19 protein-coding genes are annotated in these 17,612 nt (G+C 70.6%); 11 read left to right on the forward strand and 8 right to left on the reverse strand.

What is annotated here, in order from left to right:
- Positions 1-11: 11 nt before the first annotated feature.
- The 4 genes from edd to zwf form a co-directional block, all read right to left on the reverse strand.
- Positions 12-1,928 carry a phosphogluconate dehydratase gene (gene edd / locus K5L01_RS03495; protein ID WP_250061983.1) on the reverse strand — a complete coding sequence of 639 codons (1,917 nt, stop codon included), beginning with the start codon at positions 1,926-1,928 and terminating at the stop codon, positions 12-14.
- A 106-nt stretch (positions 1,929-2,034) separates the two neighbouring features.
- Positions 2,035-2,754, reverse strand: coding sequence for a 6-phosphogluconolactonase (gene pgl / locus K5L01_RS03500; protein ID WP_250061984.1), 720 nt, complete (start codon positions 2,752-2,754; stop codon positions 2,035-2,037).
- Positions 2,751-3,764, reverse strand: a complete 1,014-nt coding sequence (gene glk / locus K5L01_RS03505; RefSeq protein ID WP_250061985.1) for a glucokinase — start codon at positions 3,762-3,764, stop codon at positions 2,751-2,753. The genes pgl and glk overlap by 4 nt, the downstream gene beginning before the upstream one ends.
- The gene (gene zwf / locus K5L01_RS03510) at positions 3,761-5,200 is read right to left on the reverse strand and encodes a glucose-6-phosphate dehydrogenase (protein ID WP_336254074.1); all 1,440 of its coding nucleotides are present in this window, start codon (positions 5,198-5,200) and stop codon (positions 3,761-3,763) included. Before zwf ends, glk begins: the two co-directional genes overlap by 4 nt.
- 278 nt (positions 5,201-5,478) lie before the next feature.
- Here zwf and K5L01_RS03515 point away from each other — a divergent pair, with 278 nt between their 5' ends.
- Positions 5,479-6,573: an ABC transporter ATP-binding protein gene (locus K5L01_RS03515; protein WP_250061987.1), complete on the forward strand. Its 1,095-nt coding sequence runs from the start codon at positions 5,479-5,481 to the stop codon at positions 6,571-6,573.
- Position 6,574: 1 nt separating this feature from the next.
- Here K5L01_RS03515 and ygfZ read toward each other — a convergent pair whose 3' ends face one another.
- Positions 6,575-7,435, reverse strand: coding sequence for a CAF17-like 4Fe-4S cluster assembly/insertion protein YgfZ (ygfZ, locus tag K5L01_RS03520; protein ID WP_425603820.1), 861 nt, complete (start codon positions 7,433-7,435; stop codon positions 6,575-6,577).
- 84 nt (positions 7,436-7,519) lie between these two features.
- Here ygfZ and K5L01_RS03525 point away from each other — a divergent pair, with 84 nt between their 5' ends.
- From K5L01_RS03525 to K5L01_RS03570, 10 genes are all read left to right on the forward strand, one after another.
- The gene (locus K5L01_RS03525; protein ID WP_250061989.1) at positions 7,520-7,648 is read left to right on the forward strand and encodes a DUF1674 domain-containing protein; all 129 of its coding nucleotides are present in this window, start codon (positions 7,520-7,522) and stop codon (positions 7,646-7,648) included.
- Positions 7,649-7,701: 53 nt separating this feature from the next.
- On the forward strand, positions 7,702-8,094 hold the full coding sequence (gene sdhC / locus K5L01_RS03530; protein WP_250061991.1) for a succinate dehydrogenase, cytochrome b556 subunit: 393 nt from the start codon (positions 7,702-7,704) through the stop codon (positions 8,092-8,094).
- The gene (sdhD, locus tag K5L01_RS03535) at positions 8,091-8,474 is read left to right on the forward strand and encodes a succinate dehydrogenase, hydrophobic membrane anchor protein (RefSeq protein ID WP_250061993.1); all 384 of its coding nucleotides are present in this window, start codon (positions 8,091-8,093) and stop codon (positions 8,472-8,474) included. The genes sdhC and sdhD overlap by 4 nt, the downstream gene beginning before the upstream one ends.
- 3 nt (positions 8,475-8,477) lie before the next feature.
- Positions 8,478-10,268 carry a succinate dehydrogenase flavoprotein subunit gene (sdhA, locus tag K5L01_RS03540; protein ID WP_250061995.1) on the forward strand — a complete coding sequence of 597 codons (1,791 nt, stop codon included), beginning with the start codon at positions 8,478-8,480 and terminating at the stop codon, positions 10,266-10,268.
- Between the two features lie 18 nt (positions 10,269-10,286).
- Entirely contained in the window at positions 10,287-11,072 is a 786-nt protein-coding gene (locus tag K5L01_RS03545; protein WP_250061997.1) for a succinate dehydrogenase iron-sulfur subunit, read from the forward strand.
- A gap of 112 nt (positions 11,073-11,184) precedes the next feature.
- A complete protein-coding gene (locus K5L01_RS03550; protein ID WP_250061999.1) occupies positions 11,185-11,439 on the forward strand; it encodes an FAD assembly factor SdhE in 255 nt (84 codons plus the stop codon).
- Between the two features lie 31 nt (positions 11,440-11,470).
- Positions 11,471-11,821 (forward strand): hypothetical protein, encoded by a 351-nt coding sequence (locus tag K5L01_RS03555; protein ID WP_250062001.1) that lies wholly within the window; start codon positions 11,471-11,473, stop codon positions 11,819-11,821.
- A 44-nt stretch (positions 11,822-11,865) separates the two neighbouring features.
- Entirely contained in the window at positions 11,866-13,110 is a 1,245-nt protein-coding gene (locus K5L01_RS03560) for a lipoprotein-releasing ABC transporter permease subunit (RefSeq protein ID WP_250062002.1), read from the forward strand.
- Positions 13,103-13,813, forward strand: coding sequence for a lipoprotein-releasing ABC transporter ATP-binding protein LolD (gene lolD / locus K5L01_RS03565; protein ID WP_250062004.1), 711 nt, complete (start codon positions 13,103-13,105; stop codon positions 13,811-13,813). The genes K5L01_RS03560 and lolD overlap by 8 nt, the downstream gene beginning before the upstream one ends.
- A gap of 116 nt (positions 13,814-13,929) precedes the next feature.
- Positions 13,930-14,391 (forward strand): DUF6491 family protein, encoded by a 462-nt coding sequence (locus tag K5L01_RS03570; RefSeq protein ID WP_250062006.1) that lies wholly within the window; start codon positions 13,930-13,932, stop codon positions 14,389-14,391.
- A 412-nt stretch (positions 14,392-14,803) separates the two neighbouring features.
- Here K5L01_RS03570 and K5L01_RS03575 read toward each other — a convergent pair whose 3' ends face one another.
- From K5L01_RS03575 to ftsY, 3 genes are all read right to left on the reverse strand, one after another.
- Positions 14,804-15,076 carry an oxidative damage protection protein gene (locus K5L01_RS03575; RefSeq protein WP_250062008.1) on the reverse strand — a complete coding sequence of 91 codons (273 nt, stop codon included), beginning with the start codon at positions 15,074-15,076 and terminating at the stop codon, positions 14,804-14,806.
- Positions 15,077-15,093: 17 nt separating this feature from the next.
- Complete coding sequence (gene mutY / locus K5L01_RS03580; protein ID WP_250062009.1) at positions 15,094-16,149, reverse strand: A/G-specific adenine glycosylase; 1,056 nt, start codon at positions 16,147-16,149, stop codon at positions 15,094-15,096.
- Between the two features lie 219 nt (positions 16,150-16,368).
- Positions 16,369-17,586, reverse strand: coding sequence for a signal recognition particle-docking protein FtsY (gene ftsY, locus K5L01_RS03585; protein WP_250062012.1), 1,218 nt, complete (start codon positions 17,584-17,586; stop codon positions 16,369-16,371).
- Between the last annotated feature and the right edge of the window lie 26 nt (positions 17,587-17,612).

Consider the following 17,612-nt stretch of genomic DNA (forward strand, 5'->3'; position numbering starts at 1 on the left):
GGGCCGGCGGGTCAGGCGTCCTTGGCTTCGTGCGGCGCGGCGGCGGCCGCGGCATCGTGGCCAAGTTCGTATTCGGCGTCGTATTCCCATACACCGCCGTCGGCACGGGCCGGGCCGCAGGCGATCGAGACCGCGCCCTGGTCGGCGGGGCCGACGATCCGCCGGTTCATCGCGAACAGGTTGCGGCCCAGGTCGTTGCCGGCCGGGGCGGTATTCGCGGCGACCCCGCGCGCCGCCCATTCGCGGGCGTCCACCAGCGCCTCCAGGGTGCCGGTCTCGCCGTCCAGGCGGAGGATGTCGCCCTCGCGGATGCGCGCGATCGGCCCCCCGCGCGCGGCTTCCGGGGTGACGTGGATGGCGGCGGGAATCTTGCCGGAGGCGCCGGACAGGCGGCCGTCGGTGACCAGGGCCACGCGTCGCCCCTGGTTCTGCAACAGGCCCAGCAGCGGTGCCAGCGAATGCAGCTCCGGCATGCCGTTGGCGCGGGGGCCCTGGTAGCGGACCACGGCGATGAAGTCGTGCGGCAGGGCACCGGCGGCATGCAGCTTGTTGAGCACCTGCGGTGCATCGACCACCACCGCCGGCGCTTCGATGCTGCGGTACTGCGGCTTCACCGCCGACAGCTTGATCAGCGCGCTGCCGATGTTGCCCTTGAGCAGGCGCAGCCCTCCCTGGGATTCGAACGGCTCGCTTGCCGGGCGCACCACGCTGGTGTCGGCGCTCAGCGTGGCCGCCGGCGCATAGTGCAGGGCACCGTCGATCAGCCGCGGTTCCTGGGCGAAGGCGCGCATGCCGCCCTCGGCGATGGTCGCCAGGTCGTCGTGCATCAGGCCGGCGTCCATCAGCTCGCGGAAGACGAACCCGGGGCCGCCCGCGGCCGCGAAGCGGTTCACGTCGGCTTCGCCGTTGGGGTAGACCCGGGTGAGCAGCGGCACGGTCTGGGAGATCTGGTCCATGTCGTCCCAGGTCAGCACGATGCCGGCGGCGCGCGCCACCGCGATCCAGTGGATGGTGTGGTTGGTGGAACCGCCGGTGGCCATCAGCGCGACGATGGCGTTGACGATGGCGCGTTCGTCGATCAGCCGGCCGAGCGGGCGGAAATCGTCGCCGAGCGCGCAGATGTCCAGCGCCCGCGCGGTGGCGGCGCGGGTCAGCACGTCGCGCAGCGGCAGCTCCGGGTTGACGAACGAAGCGCCCGGCAGCTGTACGCCCATGGCCTCCAGCAACACCTGGTTGGAGTTGGCGGTGCCGTAGAAGGTGCAGGTGCCCGGCGCATGGTAGGAATCGGCCTCGGCCTGCAGCAGTTCCTCGCGGCTGGCCTCACCGGCGGCATAGCGCTCGCGGACCTCGGCCTTCTTCTTGTTGGGAATGCCGGGGGTCATCGGCCCGGCCGGCACGAACACCGCCGGCAGGTGGCCGAAGGCCAGCGCGCCGATCAGCAGCCCCGGCACGATCTTGTCGCACACCCCGAGATACAGGGTGGCGTCGAACATGTCGTGGCTCAGGCCGATGGCGGTGGCCTGGGCGATGATGTCGCGCGAGAACAGCGACAGTTCCATGCCGCCGCGCCCCTGGGTGACGCCGTCGCACATCGCCGGCACGCCGCCGGCCACCTGGGCGGTGGCGCCCAGCTCGCGGGCGGCGTCGCGGATCAGCTGCGGGTAGTGCTCGAACGGCTGGTGCGCGGAGAGCATGTCGTTGTAGGCGGTGACGATGCCCAGGTTGGGGGTCACGTCGCCGCGCAGGCGGCCCTTGTCGGTGGGACCGCAGGCGGCGAAGGCGTGGGCGAGGTTGCCGCAGCTCAGGCGCGAGCGGAACGGGCCCTCGCGCAGCGCGGCCTCGATGCCGGCCAGGTAGGCCGCGCGCGACGGTGCGCTGCGCTGGACGATGCGTTCGGTGATGGCGTGGATTTTCGGGTGCAGGCTCATTGGCTACCGGCTATGAGGGGACGGACGGGGCCGTCGGTGTCGGGAGTGCCGCGCCGGTGGACCGGCGGCGGGAACGGGGCGGGTGCGGTTGTCGGCGCAGTGCGGCTCACGCGCACCAGTGCACGCGCAGTGCGCTCCCCGGGGCATCGATGGCGGCCAGCACCGGATAGCGGTGGACGTCGCCGGAAGCCAGTGCGGCCTCGAGCACGTCGAGCTTCTGCTGGCCGCGCAGCAGCAGCAGGCGCGTGCCGATGGGGGCCAGCCCCTGTGGCGTCAGGGTGATGCGCAGGTGCCAGTCGCGGGCGACCGGGCAGCCGCTGGCATCCAGCGCGGCATAGGGGCGGTCGCACTGCAGGGCGCGTTCGAGATCGCGCGAGCCGGGGAACAGCGAGGCGGTGTGGCCGTCGTTGCCCATGCCCAGCACCACCAGGCACGGCGGCTGCGAGTGTTCGGCCTGGAGGTTGGCGTCGTGCACGCACTCGGCCAGCGGCTTGCCCACCCGTACCAGCGGATCGAAGTGCGCGCCTTCGGCCTGGTTGAGGAAGCTGTGGCGCACCAGCCAGGCATTGCTGTCGCGGTCCTGTGGCGACAGCCAGCGCTCGTCGGCCAGGCCCACTTCCACGCGGACCCACTCCAGCGCCTGCTCGGCGAGCATCTCGTAGACCGGCGCCGGCGTGGTGCCGCCGGACAGCAGCATGCGCGCGCGGCCGCGCTGGGCGATCTCATGCTCGAGCGCGGCGGCCATCTCGCGCGCCGCGGACTCGGTCCATGCCTCCTCGTCGGAATGGCGGATCAGCGTCAGGCGGTCGGAAACGGCGGCGTTCATGCGGTTGCTCCTGTAGGCCGCGGTGCCGGGTGCAGCGCATGGGCGGCGGCACCCAGCAGGCCGGGGCAGGGGTGGACGATGGCCAGCGAGGGCACCGTGGACAGGGCCGCGCTGAAGCGGCCCTTGTTCTCGAAACAGCGGCGGAAGGCGGAGCGCTGCAGCGGCCCGAGCAGCCGCGGCACCAGGCCGCCGGTCAGGAATACGCCGTCCCAGGCGCCCTGGACCAGCACGGCGTCCCCGGCGACGGCGCCGAAGACTTCCATGAATACCGCGAGCGCACGGACGGCGAGGGCCTCGCCGGCGGCGGCGCGTTCGCTCACCTGTGCCGGTTGCAGGGGTCCCGGGTCGTGCCCGGCGAGCGTGCCCAGCGCCCGGTAGACGTTGACCAGGCCGGGGCCGCAGACCAGCCGTTCGTTGGAGACCCGGCCGAACTGCGCGGCGAGGACGTCAAGCAGCCGGACCTGTTCGGAGGTGGTCGGCGCGAAGCTGGCATGGCCGCCTTCGGTGGCCAGCGGGTGGTAGCGGCCGTCGCGCACCACCAGGCCGGCCACGCCGAGTCCGGTGCCAGGGCCGATCACGCAGTAGTTGCGGGGGACGGCGGCCGGTGCCGGCTGCCAGCCGGCGGGACCGACCGCGACCACGTCGTCGCCGCGCAGCAGCGCGATGGACATCGCCTGGGCGACGAAGTCGTTGATCAGCTCCAGCCGCTCCAGGCCGAGCTGCGCGGCAGTGTGCGAATGCTCGATCACCCAGGGATGGTTGGTGATGTGCGCCCGCCCATCCGCCACGCGCCCGGCCACGGCGAACACCGCATGGCTGGCGCGGGCGCGACGCTCGGCCAGGTAGTGGGCGGCGGCCTCGGCCAGCGAGGCGAAGCGCGCGACCGGGTACTCGCCGATGCTGTCCAGGTCCAGGTCCAGGGCCGCCGGTGCGGCGGCGCGGGCCAGGGCGAAACGCGCGGTGGTGCCGCCGATGTCGGCGACCAGCACCGGTTCGGCGGCTCCGCTCACGGTCCGCTTTCCGGGTGCGGTTCGGCGACGATCGCCGCGGGCAGGAACGCATGCGCCTGCGGCGGCCCCCAGCTGCCGGCCGGGTAGGGTTCCATCGGCAGGTCGGCGACTTTCCAGGCATCGCTGACGCTGTCGATCCAGGCCCAGGCCGCGCGCACCTCGTCGTCGCGGACGAACAGCGCATGGTTGCCGTTGAAGGCATCCAGGAACAGGCGCTCGTAGGCGATGCGGCGGTGCAGGCCGGTCGGCACCGACAGCTCCAGTTCCAGCGGCTGCAGTTCCAGCGCGCCCCATTCCGGACCGGCCAGCGAGCTCATCAGCCCCAGCTGGATGTTCTCCTGCGGCTGCAACTGGAAGGTCAGCCGATTGGGCTGGGCGTGGTGCCGGTCCGGGCGTTCGAACAGCCAGTGCGTGACCGGCTTGAGGTTGACCTCGATACGGGTGGTGCGCTCGGGCAGGCGCTTGCCGGTGACCAGGTGGAACGGCACGCCGGCCCAGCGCCAGTTGTCGATGTGCGCGGTGACGCCGACGAAGGTCTCGGCCTCGCTGCCCTCCGGGGGCTGGTAGGCCTGCGCCGGCTGGCCGTCGATGCTGCCGGCGGTGTAGCGGCCGCGCACGCTGTCCTGGGCCGCGTGGCGGGCATCGAGCGGCCTCAGTGCGCGCAGCACCTTGACCTTCTCGTCGCGGATGCGGTCGGCCTCCAGCGACGCCGGCGGCTCCATCGCCACCAGGCACAGCAGCTGCAGGATATGGCTCTGCACCATGTCGCGCATGGCACCGGCGCGCGAGTAGTAGGAGTCGCGGCCGTCCACGCCGCCGCTCTCGGCCACCATGATGTGCACCGACTCGATATGGTCGCGGTTCCACACCGCTTCCAGCAGGGTGTTGCCGAAGCGCAGCGCCATGAGGTTCTGCACGGCGGCCTTGCCCAGGTAGTGGTCGATGCGGAAGACCCGGTCTTCGTCGATCAGCCCGCCGATCGACTGCAGGATCTCCTCCGCGCTGCGGCTGTCCGAGCCGATCGGCTTCTCCAGCATCAGCCGGTGCGGTGCCGCCAGCGCGCCGCCCAGGGCCAGCCCCTGGCAGGTGGAGATGTACAGCCCGGGAGGAATGGAGAGGTAGCTCACGCAGCGGCGGTCGTTGAACTCGCGCACCGCGTCGGCGATCGAGTCCGGCGCGCGCAGGTCCACCGAGCGGTAGTCGATGCGCCGCAGCAGGTTGTTGACGTCGTCCTGGCTGGCCTGGGGCAGGGCCTGCTCCAGGCGCGGGCGCAGGAGGTCGTGGAACTTCCCGGTGTCGTGCGGCGACAGCGCCATTGCACGTACGCGGAAATCCTCGGGCAGCAGGCCGTCGCCGAGCAGCCGCAGCAGGGACGGGAACAGGTAGCGTTGTGCCAGATCGCCTGTGGCACCGAACAGGAGGAGAGTGTCGTGCATGACCCGAGTGTGGTTTGCCGATGACATCGTTGTCAATCACCCTTTTTCTATATTCTGCCTGCCGTTCCGGCAGCGGTCCCGCGGCGTGCCTGCGGGCGGGGACAGCGCCGCCGGAGGCGGGCCTGGCGGCAGGGGGCGGTGTGCGCCCGCGCTCATGGCCGGCGCAGTACCGATGGTGCCATGGGAAAACCGTCGCGTGGCAGAATGTTTCCGCCCGATGGGCGGATCCGCGACCCCGGTCCGTGCGGCGGCAGGGTCCAGGTGAGTGGGAGAAGGCGATGGCGGACGTTCGGTTCGAGGCGGTGCGCAAGGTCTACGACAACGGCCAGGTGGCCGTGCACGGGGCCAGTTTCGACATCGCCGATGGCGAACTGATGGTGCTGGTGGGGCCGTCGGGCTGTGGCAAGTCCACGCTGCTGCGCATGGTCGCGGGCCTGGAGGCGATCAGCGCGGGCACCCTGTCCATCGGAGGGCGCGTGGTCAACGACGTGGCGCCCAAGGACCGCGACATCGCGATGGTGTTCCAGAACTACGCGCTGTACCCGCACATGACCGTGGCCGAGAACCTGGCCTTCGGCCTGAAGCTGCGCGGCCACGGCCGGGACGAGGTGCAGCGGCGGGTGCGGACGGCGGCCGACATGCTGGGCCTGGCCGGCGTGCTGGACACGCTGCCGCGGGCGATGTCCGGCGGGCAGCGGCAGCGGGTGGCGCTGGGCCGGGCGCTGGTGCGCGAGCCGGCGGTGTTCCTGCTCGACGAGCCGCTGTCCAACCTGGATGCCAAGCTGCGCCATTCGGTGCGGACCGAGATCGCACAGCTGCACCGAACCCTGGGGACGACCATGATCTACGTCACCCACGACCAGGTCGAAGCGATGACGCTCGGCCAGCGCATCGTGGTGCTGAACGAGGGCCGGGTGCAGCAGATCGATACGCCGATGGCGCTCTACCGGCGCCCGGCCAACCGCTTCGTCGCCGGCTTCCTCGGCAGCCCGGCCATGAACATGCTCGAAGGGCGCCTGGAGCGGCGCGACGATGGCCAGGCCGTGCTGGACATGGGCGCGGAGCGGCTGCCGCTGGGCCGTCCGCGGCTGCCGGAAGGCAGCGCTGGACGCGCCGTGGTGGTGGGGGTCCGTCCGGAGCACCTGCAGCCCGGCACCGGCGAGGCGGCGTTCGCCGCGACGCTGGAAAGCGTCGAGCCGGTCGGCAACGAAGTCTTCGTGAACCTGCGTCTGGGCAGCCGGCCCCTGGTGATGCGGTTGCCGCCGCGGGACCTGCCGGCGCCCGGGGCCACACTGCCGGTGGCGGTGGACGGCGCCGCGCTGCACTTCTTCGACAGCGCCAGCGGCCAGCGCCTGGAGCCGGCGCCGGCCTGAATCAGCGGGCCAGGCCGTCGAGCAGGGGTTCGAGGCCGGCGGGTGCGCCGGCCACTTCCAGCCCGGTTCCGTCCCGATCCAGCGGCAGCACCGCCAGTGCCAGGTCGCCGGCGCAGCTGACCAGGGTGCCGAGGCTGCTGCCGGACGCGGTGACGGCCTCGCCGGGCGAGCCGGGGGCCGCGGTCCGCAGCAGGACCAGCGAGCGCTTGGCCTTGCCCAGGAAGTGCGTGCGGGCGACGATTTCCTGGCCCGGATAGCAGCCCTTCTTCACACTGTAGGCGGACAGGCGGTCCAGTCCCAGCTGCTGCGGCGTCCAGTGCTCGCGCTGGGAGTCCTCCAGGCGCGGCAGTCCATAGCGCAGGTCCGACTGGCGCCAAGCCAGCTCCGCGGCGTCCTCGTGCGGAACGGTCCCGGCGACGGCCAGGCGCAGCGTGCGCGGCAACGCCGGCGTGCCGGCATCCAGTTCGAGCGTTCCGTCCTCCAACCGTGCCAGGGCCGCACCGCGGGCCCGGTCCGGGGCGGCGAACGCGGCCTGGACCTCCAGGTCCGCGGCCGGGGCGATGACCACCTTGCGGCGGAACACGAAGCGCCGCAGCTGTTCAGCCATGGCCTCCACGCCGCCGTCATGGCAGACCAGCAGCAGAGTCTGGGGATCCACGCGCAGCAACTGGAAGACCGAGAGCACCCGGCCCTTGGCGGTCAGCCAGGCGCTCCATTGCCAGTGGCCATCGGCCAGGGACGGCACATCGTTGGCGAACTGGGCCTGGGCGAAGGCCACCGCGTCCGGCCCGGAAAGGGTCAGCACTTGGGGCCGCTGGAGGGCGCGCAAGCCCTTGAAAAGAGGGGTGAGGTTGTCAGACACGTGAACGGGGACTAAAATTTGTGCGTTGCGAGACCGAACATGATAGGCCAAACAACCCCCACTCCCCAGGAAGGAACCGAAGCGGTGCCGGTACCGGAAAAGCAGCCGCTTGCCGATACCGGAACAGTGCCGCAGGAAATCGGCGGACGCGGCGGACTCGATCCGGTGCGTTACGGCGATTGGGAGAAAAACGGTCGCTGCATCGATTTCTGAGCAGCGTCAGCCAACGCGGCAGCCGCCGCCCAGCCGAGATAACGAGTCAGCGAATGGCGAACAGACCCCGCCCCCTTTCTCCACACCTTCAGGTGTATCGCTGGCAGATTCAGATGGCCACCTCGATCCTGCATCGGGCCAGTGGCATCGTTCTGTCCGTTGGAGCCTTGATCATCGCCGGCGGTTTGCTCGCCCTGATGATGGGCCCCGAGTCCTGGAACTGCTTCACCGACCACGCCGGCGCCTGGTACGGCAAGGTGATCCTGTTCGGCTGGACCTGGTGCTTCGCCTACCACCTGTGCAACGGCATCCGCCACATCGTGCAGGACTTCGCCGTCGGCTACAGCAAGGCCGCCTTCATCCGCAGCAGCTGGATGTCGGTGATCGGTTCGCTGGTCATCACCGCGCTGGTCTGGATCTACGTCTGCGTCGGAGGCGCCGCATGAGCAACTTCCGCACTCCCCTGAAGAACGTCCGCGGCCTCGGCAGCGCCAAGTCCGGCACCGTGCACTTCATCCACCAGCGCCTGACCGCCACCGCGCTGGTCGCGCTGACGCTCTGGTTCCTGTGCTTCGTGGTCAGCCTGCTCGGCGCCGACTACGTCACCGCCGTCGGTGCCGTGGCCAAGCCCTGGAACGCGATCGCCCTGGTCGGCTTCCTGGTCGCCATGTTCTGGCATGCGCAGCTCGGCCTGCAGGTCGTGCTGGAGGACTACATCCACAACTCGCTGCTGGCGCTGGCGCTGCAGACCACGGTCAAGTTCGTCGCCGTGCTCGGCGCGCTGGTCAGCATCTTCGCGGTCGCCCGCATCGCGCTTGGGAACTGATACATGTCTGCTTACAACATCATTGAACACAAGGTCGACATGGTGGTCGTCGGCGCCGGTGGCGCGGGCCTGCGCGCGACCTTCGGCCTGGCCCAGAAGGGCCTGCAGACCGTCTGCATCACCAAGGTGTTCCCGACCCGCTCGCACACCGTGGCCGCACAGGGCGGCATCGCCGCCGCGCTGGCCAACATGGGCGAGGACGACTGGCGCTACCACTTCTACGACACCATCAAGGGCGGCGACTGGCTGGGCGACCAGGACGCCATCGAATACATGTGCCGCGAGGCCATCCCGGCGGTGATCGAACTGGAGCACTACGGTGTTCCGTTCAGCCGCACCGAGGACGGCAAGATCTACCAGCGCCCGTTCGGCGGCATGACCACCAAGTACGGTGAAGGCCCGTCCGCGCAGCGTACCTGCGCCGCCGCCGACCGTACCGGCCATGCCATGCTGCACACGCTGTACCAGCAGTCGCTGGCGCACGACGCGCGGTTCATGATCGAGTACTTCGCGCTGGACCTGATCTTCGACGAGGAGGGCGTCTGCCGCGGCGTGCTGGCGCTGGACATGGCCGAGGGCACCCTGCACCTGTTCCGCGCCCACGGCGTGGTGCTGGCCACCGGCGGCTACGGCCGCGCCTACTTCAGCGCCACCTCGGCGCACACCTGCACCGGCGACGGCGGCGGCCTCGTGGCCCGTGCCGGCCTGCCGCTGCAGGACATGGAGTTCGTGCAGTTCCACCCGACCGGCATCTACGGCGCCGGCTGCCTGATCACCGAGGGTGTCCGCGGCGAAGGCGGCATCCTGCGCAACAGCAGCGGCGAGCGCTTCATGGAGCGCTACGCACCGCACTACAAGGACCTGGCCTCGCGCGACGTGGTGTCGCGCTCGATGACCATCGAGATCCGCGAAGGCCGCGGCGTCGGCGAGCACAAGGACCACATCCTGCTCGACCTGACCCACCTGGGCCCGGGCGTGATCGACGACAAGCTGCCGGGCATTGCCGAGAGCGCCCGCATCTTCGCCGGCGTCGACGTGCACAAGCAGCCGATCCCGGTGATCCCGACCGTGCACTACAACATGGGCGGCGTACCGACCAACTACCACGGCGAAGTGGTGCGCAAGGTCGGCGACGACCCCGATGCGGTGGTGCCGGGGCTGTACGCCATCGGCGAGGCCGGTTGCGTGTCGGTGCACGGCGGCAACCGCCTGGGCTCCAACTCGCTGCTCGACCTGGTGGTGTTCGGTCGCGCCGTGGCCAACCGCTGTGCCGAGACGATCAAGCCGGGTGCGCCGCACAAGGCGCTGCCGTCGGACGCCTGCGACAAGGCGCTGGGCCTGCTGGACAAGCTGCGCCACGCCGATGGCGATACGCCGACCGCCGTCATCCGCGACCGCATGCAGCGCACCATGCAGGCCGACGCCGCGGTGTTCCGCACCAGCCAGACGCTGGCCGAGGGCTGCAAGAAGATGGCCGATGTGTTCGATTCTTTCCAGGACGTGAAGGTCTCCGACCGTTCGCTGGTCTGGAACTCGGACCTGATCGAAACCTACGAACTGAACAACCTGCTGCTCAACGCCGTGGCCACCATCAACTCGGCCGAGCAGCGCAAGGAAAGCCGGGGCGCCCACGCCCACGAGGACTATCCGGACCGCGACGACGAGAACTGGATGAAGCACACGCTGGTCACCGTCGACGAGAAGGGCAAGTGCAGCTTCGACTACCGTCCGGTGCACATGTACACGCTCACCGACGACGTCGCCGTCGTGCCGCCCAAGCCGCGCGTCTACTGATCCGGGGAACCTACGAACATGGCTGAATTTGCACTTCCTAAGAACTCCCGGATCACCCAGGGCAAGCACTTCCCCGTCCAGGGCGGCGGCAAGAACGTGCGCACGTTCAAGATCTACCGCTGGAGTCCGGACGACGACCAGAACCCGCGGACCGACACCTACGAGGTCGACCTCGACGCGTGCGGCCCGATGGTCCTGGACGCGCTGATCAAGATCAAGAACGAGGTCGACCCGACGCTGACCTTCCGCCGCTCCTGCCGCGAGGGCATCTGCGGTTCGTGCGCGATGAACATCGACGGCACCAACACCCTGGCCTGTACCCGCGCGATCAGCGATTGCGCCAAGGCCGAGGTGCCGATCTACCCGTTGCCGCACATGGAGGTGGTCAAGGACCTGGTGCCGGACCTGACCCACTTCTACGCGCAGTACGCGTCGATCAAGCCGTGGATCCGCACCCAGACCCCGGCGCCGTCGGACCGCGAACGCCTGCAGTCGCCGGAAGACCGCAAGAAGCTCGACGGCCTCTACGAGTGCATCCTGTGCGCCTGCTGCTCGACCTCGTGCCCGAGCTACTGGTGGAACGGCGAGCGCTACTTGGGCCCGGCGATCCTGTTGCAGGCCTATCGCTGGATCATCGATTCGCGCGACGAGGACACCGGTGCGCGCCTGGACGACCTGGAAGATCCGTTCAAGCTGTACCGTTGCCACACCATCATGAACTGCGCCCGGACCTGCCCGAAGGGGCTGAACCCGGCGCTGGCGATCGCCGAGATCAAGAAGCTGATGATGGCGCGCCGCGCCTGAGGCGCGGGTTTCCCGCGATGCCCCGGCATCGCGGTCAGGGCGGCACCGGTCCTTCGGGTCGGTGCCGTCTCCGTTTCCGCCGCGCATCGGCCGCGGCACCGGCAGGTGAGCGATGACTCCTGAAGACGAGATCGAGCTGAAGAAGCTGCGCTGGCGCTGCCGGCGCGGCATGCGCGAACTGGACCAGCTGTTCGGTCGTTACCTTGACCAGCGCTGGCGGCAGGCGCCGACGGCGGAGCGCGCGGTTTTCCTGCAGCTGATTGAAACCGAAGACGACAAGCTGTGGCGCTGGTCCATGGGCTACGAGACCTGTCCGGATGCACCGCAGGCCGCACTGCTGGAGTACATCCGCACCCTTCCGCTGTGAGTGGCGTCCTTCGCGCTGGCTGGCCGCCGCCTTGCTGCTGCTGGGTGCGTTCGCCGCGCTGGCGCTGCTGAACTGCGGGCTGGAGGATCGCCGCGGCGCTTGGGGCGCGGCCACGTTGGCGGCCGCCTGGGGCCTGGTGCAGGCGCGGCGCGAGGGGCGGCGGCGGCCGCGCACGCTGCTGCTGCCGGCGCCACCGGCGCCGGTCGAGGTCGACGGCATGGCGGTGGGGGCGCTGCAGCTGCTGGAACGCGGCCCGCTGGTGGTCCTGCGGTGGCGCCGCGACGGCCGCCGCGGGCAACTGCTGTTCTGGCCGGATACGCTGCCGCGCGCCCGGCGACGTGAACTGCGACTGGCCCTGCGCGCCCGGCATGTTTCCCCATGACGCGCGGGGATGGCACCATGGCGCGACTTCACCGGCACACGCGCATGTTCAGACCCTTACCTGTCGCCATCGGATTGCGTTACCTGCGGGCCAAGCGCCGCAACGGCTTCATCTCCTTCATCTCCATGGCCTCGATCCTGGGCATCGCGCTCGGGGTCACGGTGCTGATCACCACGCTGGCGGTGATGAGCGGCTTCCAAAAGGAGATCCGCGACCGGCTGCTGCAGATGTCGGCGCATGCCACGGTCAGCGCCGAAGGCGCGCCGATGACCGACTGGCAGCATGCCGTGGACGTGGCGATGCGCGACCCGCGGGTGGCAGGCGCCGCGCCCTACATCGAGATCCAGGGCATGCTCGCCGGGCCGCGGGTGCAGGGCGCGATCGTGCAGGGCGTCGATCCGGCGCTGGAGCCGAAGGTGTCGGTGCTCGGCGAGAAGATGCAGCGGGGTACGCTGGACAGCCTGCAACCGGGGGAGTTCAACATCCTGCTCGGCAAGGAGCTGGCGCTGTGGCTGGGCGTGGACGTGGGTGACAGCGTGGTGGCCACGCTGGCCGAGATCCAGGGCACCCCGGTCGGCGCGATGGCGCGCACCAAGCGCTTCAAGGTCAGCGGCATCTTCGAAGCGGGCTCCAACGAGGTCGACCGCGGCGTGGCCTTCGTCAACATGCGCGACCTGGAACGGGTGCTGCGGGTCGACGGCGTGACCGGGGTACGGCTCAAGCTGCACGACATGGACCAGGCCTACGGCGTGGCGCGCGACCTGGCCCTGAACCTGGACGGCGGCTACTACCGGGTCAGCGACTGGACCCAGGACAACGCCAACCTCTACCACTCCCTGCGCATGGAGAAGACGGTGATGGGCATCCTGCTGTCGCTGATCATCCTGATGGGCGCCTTCACCCTGGTGAACTCGCAGGTGATGCTGGTCACCGACAAGCAGGCCGACATCGCCATCCTGCGCACCCTGGGGCTGACGCCCGGCGGGGTGATGCAGGTGTTCATGGTGCAGGGCACCCTGATCGGGATCATCGGCACGCTGCTCGGCTTCGTCAGCGGCGTCACCCTGACCTGGAACCTGGAGCGGATCCTGGACGGCATCGAACGGCTGTTCAACGTCACCCTGCTGCCGCCGGACGTCTACTACATCACCGGGCTGCCCACCGACATGCAGGCCAGCGACGTGACCGCGACCGTGCTGGTGGCGTTGTTGATGAGTTTCCTGGCAACGCTGTACCCGGCCTGGCGCGCGGCGCGCACGCAGCCGGCGGAGGCACTGCGCTATGAGTGAGGACGCACGCATGGACTCGGTGATCCGCGCCGAAGGCCTGGCCAAGACCTATGCCGAAGGGCGCATGCGCACGCCGGTGTTCGATGGCCTTGAACTGGACGTGGCCGCGGGCGAGACGGTCGCCATCGTCGGTGCCTCCGGTGCCGGCAAGAGCACGCTGCTGCACCTGCTGGGCGGGCTGGACGTGCCCACCGCCGGAGAGGTCTACGTGGCCGGCCGGCGCATGTCGGCGCTGTCCGACGGCGAGCGCGGCCGCCTGCGCAACCGGGCGCTGGGCTTCGTCTACCAGTTCCATCACCTGCTGCCGGAGTTCACCGCGCTGGAGAACGTGCTGATGCCGGTGGTGCTCGGCGGCGCCAGCGTGGACGCCGCGGCCGAACGCGCCCGGGCCCTGCTCGAGTCGGTCGGGCTGGGGCACCGGCTGGAACACAAGCCGAGCGAACTGTCCGGTGGCGAGCGCCAGCGTGCGGCGGTGGCGCGGGCGCTGGTGAACCAGCCGGGCTGCGTGCTCGGGGACGAACCCACCGGCAACCTGGACGACAAGACCGCGGCGACGGTGTTCGAGCTGATGCTGGAGTTGAACCGCGCGCACCGGACCAGCCTGGTGCTGGTGACCCACGACCGCAGCCTGGCCCGCAGGCTGGACCGTGTGCTGGAGCTGCGCGAAGCGCGCCTGCACCCGCTGGCGCACGCCGACGTCTGATTCCGGCACCGTGGCTGAACGGCGTCGTCCCCCGGCTTCCCTGGCATGCGCGGCCGGCGGATGATGGCCCCGGGGCGCCGCGGCGCCGAGGTTTTCCCCTGGAAAGGATGGGTGCCATGAAGAAGACACTGTTCGCACTGATGGCCGCCGCGTTGCTGGGAGGCTGCGCCACCGCCGGCAAGCTGAGCAGCGGGGAACGCTTGACCCTGTACCGCGCGCATGCGGGCGAACCGGTCAAGGACTTCCAGTATTTCGGTTCGCTGCATGGCTGGACCGAACTGGGCGACAGCGCCCTGGCGGTCTGGACCCGGCCCAGCGAAGCCTGGCTGCTGAACCTGAGCGGCCCCTGCATGGACCTGTCCTATGCACCGGCGATCAGCGTGACCAACATGATGGGCCGGGTGTCGGCCCGGTTCGACCGGGTGATCGTGCTCGGCGGCGGCCCCGTCGGCCAGGTACCCTGCCGGATCGACAGCATCCAGCCGCTTGACGTGAAGGCGCTGCGGGCATCGGAGAAGGAGCTGCGCGAGGCCAAGATTGCCGAGCGTGCCGCCGACCAGGCCGGCGACGAACCGTAACGGGCGCCGCAGACGTACCCCGGAGCCGCGTACCAGGCCGTGCCCGGCCCGGCACGCCCGGTTGTAGAGCGGAGCCATGCTCCGCTGCACGGTACCGGCAAGGCCCAGCCGGGCACGGCCCGGCTCTACAGGAGGGGCAGGGCGGAGCCGCGCGCCGCTGGGCGGTACCCGGCCGGGCATGGTCCGGCACGACCGCTTGCAGAGCGGAGCCATGCTCCGCTGGGCGGTATCGGGGAGGCCCAGCCGGGCAAGGCCAGCGCGACCGGTTGTAGAGCGGAGCCATGCTCCGCTGGGCGGTACCGGCAAGGCCCGGCCGGGCACGGCCCGGCTCTACAGGGGGCAGCGCGGAGCCGCGTTCGGCTAGACCCCGGGGCCGGGCATGGCCCGGCGCTGGCGGGCCTGCGGCCGGGTTTCAGGCCTCGGGGGCGACGTAGCCGGCCGGCTTCTCGGCATCGCCGGAGAACAGGAACTTGACCAGTTGCTCTTCGAGGAACGCGCGGTGTTGCGGATCGCGCGGTGACAGCCGGTTCTCGTTGATCAGCATGGTCTGGTGCGCCAGCCATGCGGCCCAGGCCTGCTTGCCGACGTTGGCGAAGATGCGCTGGCCGAGGTCGCCGGGGTAGGGCACGAAGTCCAGGCCTTCGGTGTCGCGTTGTTCGTACTGGCAGAAGACGGAGCGGGGCATGGCAGGATCCTGTCCAATCAGGGCGCCGGGAGGCGCTCGAGAAATTTGCGGATGGGCGCGGGGAGGCCAAGGGCCGGCAGTTCGTCGGCAGCCACCCAGCGCAGGTCGCCATTGTCGCCCACCGCCGCCCGCAGGGCGACCTTGCGCAGGTGCAGCGGGCGCAGGTGCAGGCGGTAATGGCTGAAGGTGTGCACGATCACCGCCCGTTCCTCGGCGCGTTCGTAGTCGCCCTCGATGGTGTCGGCGAACCAGGCGCGCAGGCCGGCATCGGTGTCGGCCTGCGGCAGGGTCCACAGCGATGCCCAGATGCCGCGCGGGGGGCGCTTCTGCAGCAGGATGCGGCCGTCGTGGTCCTGCAGCAGCAGGGCACTGGCTTCGCGTTCCGGCAGCGTCCTGCGCGGCTTGGGCGTGGGCAGCTGGTCGACCCGCGCCTGCGCGTGCGCGACGCAGTCCCCGTGTACCGGGCACTGGTCGCAGGCGGGACGGGCGCGGGTGCACAGGGTGGCGCCGAAGTCCATCTGCGCCTGGGTCCAGTCGGCCATGCGCGCGGGCGGTACTCCGGCGACATGCGCGGCCGCCAGCGCCCACATGCGCTTCTCGGCCACCGGCAGGCCGGGGAAGCCGGCGATGCCGTGGAAGCGCGCAAGCACGCGCTTGACGTTGCCGTCGAGGATCGGGAAGGACGCGTTCCAGGCCTGGCTGAGGATCGCGCCGGCGGTGCTGCGGCCGATGCCCGGCAGCGCCAGCAGTGCGTCGAAGTCGCACGGCAGCTCGCCGCCATGCTGCTGGACGCACTGGCGGGCCGCGGCATGCAGGTTGCGCGCGCGGGCGTAGTAACCCAGGCCGGCCCAGTGCGCCATCAGGGTGTCATTGTCGGCCGCCGCCAGGTCGGGCAGGGTCGGGAAGGCCTGCGTGAACCGCTGGAAATAGGGAATGACCGTGGCGACCTGGGTCTGCTGCAGCATGATCTCCGACAGCCACACCCGGTAGGGCGAGCGCGGGTGCTGCCAGGGCAAGTCGTGGCGGCCGTGGCGGTCGAACCAGGCGAGCAGCTGGGTGGGAAAGTCGGACATGGCGCGCGGCGGCTGGCGGTCTCTTCTCACCGGGGGTGAGGGCGCCCCGGTGGGGCGGGGGCGTCACCCCGGGGCCCGGGAGAGCGCTGTGGTGACGTCGGCAGGCCGCTCCTCCGCGGTGCGCCGGAGCAGGGGAGGAGCCGGACGGGCGACGGCGCGCAGCGGGGCGCGCGGCCAGTCGGCGGTGCGTTCGCGGACGGCGGTGGCGCCGCCCATCGGTCAGCCGCCCAGTGCTTCGGGCAGCAGGGCATCGACGAAGGCCTCCGGATCGAACACGCGCAGGTCCTCCGGGCGTTCGCCGATCCCGGCGAAGCGGATCGGAATGCCGAACTCGCGGGCCAGCGCGAACACGACCCCGCCCTTGGCGGTGCCGTCGAGCTTGGTCACCACTAGGCCGGTGACGCCGGCGGTGGCGTGGAACTGGCGCAGCTGGCTCAGCGCGTTCTGTCCAGTGGTGCCGTCGATCACCATCAGCACCTCGTGCGGTGCGGCCGGATCGAGCTTGCCGAGCACGCGGCGGATCTTGCCGAGCTCGTTCATCAGGCCGGCCTGGGTATGCAGGCGCCCGGCGGTGTCGGCGATCAGGACCGAGGTGCCGCGGGCCTTGCCGGCCTGCAGTGCGTCGAAGGCGACCGAGGCGGCATCGGCATTCTGCCCCTGGGCGACCACGGTCACGCCGTTGCGTTCGCCCCAGACCTGCAGCTGCGCCACCGCGGCGGCGCGGAACGTGTCGCCGGCAGCCAGCATCAGGCTGTGGCCCTGTTCCTTGAAGCGCTTGGCCAGCTTGCCGATGGTGGTGGTCTTGCCGACGCCGTTGACGCCGACGGTGAGGATCACGAAGGGCTTGGCGTCGCCATCGATGAGCAGCGGCCGGGCGACCGGCTGCAGCAGCGCGACCAGGTCGGCGCGCAGCGCCGCCAGCAGTGCCCGGGCGTCGGCGAACTCGCGCGCCTTCATGCGCTTGCGCAGGTCCTCGACCAGGGCGGTGGTGGCGGGCACGCCGACGTCGGCGGTGAGCAGCGCGGTCTCGATCTCGTCGAGCAGGTCGTCGTCCAGGCGCGGGTTGCGCGAGAACAGACCGCCGAAACTGCGTGCGAAGGCGCTGTTGCGCAGGCGGTCGCGCCAGCCGGACTTGCCGGCCGCGGCGGCCGGTGCGGCATTGGCGGGAATCAGCACGGCGTCGCTGTCGGCGGCCGCAGGCACGGCGCCGGCGTCCGCCGGTTCGGCGGGGAGTGCCACGGTGCCGGCCGTCGCGTCATCGGCGGCGGTCGCTGCCGCCGCTGCGGCGTCGTCGAGGTCGCCGGACGGCGTCGGGTATTCCGGGGCCTGCACCTCGGGCGGGGGCACGGCCGAGGTCAGTTCTTCGGCGCTGAACTGCGGCGGCTTGGCCGGCGTTGCGGTGTCCGGGGCTTTCTTGCGGCGGAAAAAACTGAGCATGGAGACAGTGAACAGGGGCAGGTGCA

The sequence above is a fragment of the Stenotrophomonas mori genome (assembly GCF_023556335.1).
Taxonomy (GTDB): domain Bacteria; phylum Pseudomonadota; class Gammaproteobacteria; order Xanthomonadales; family Xanthomonadaceae; genus Stenotrophomonas; species Stenotrophomonas mori.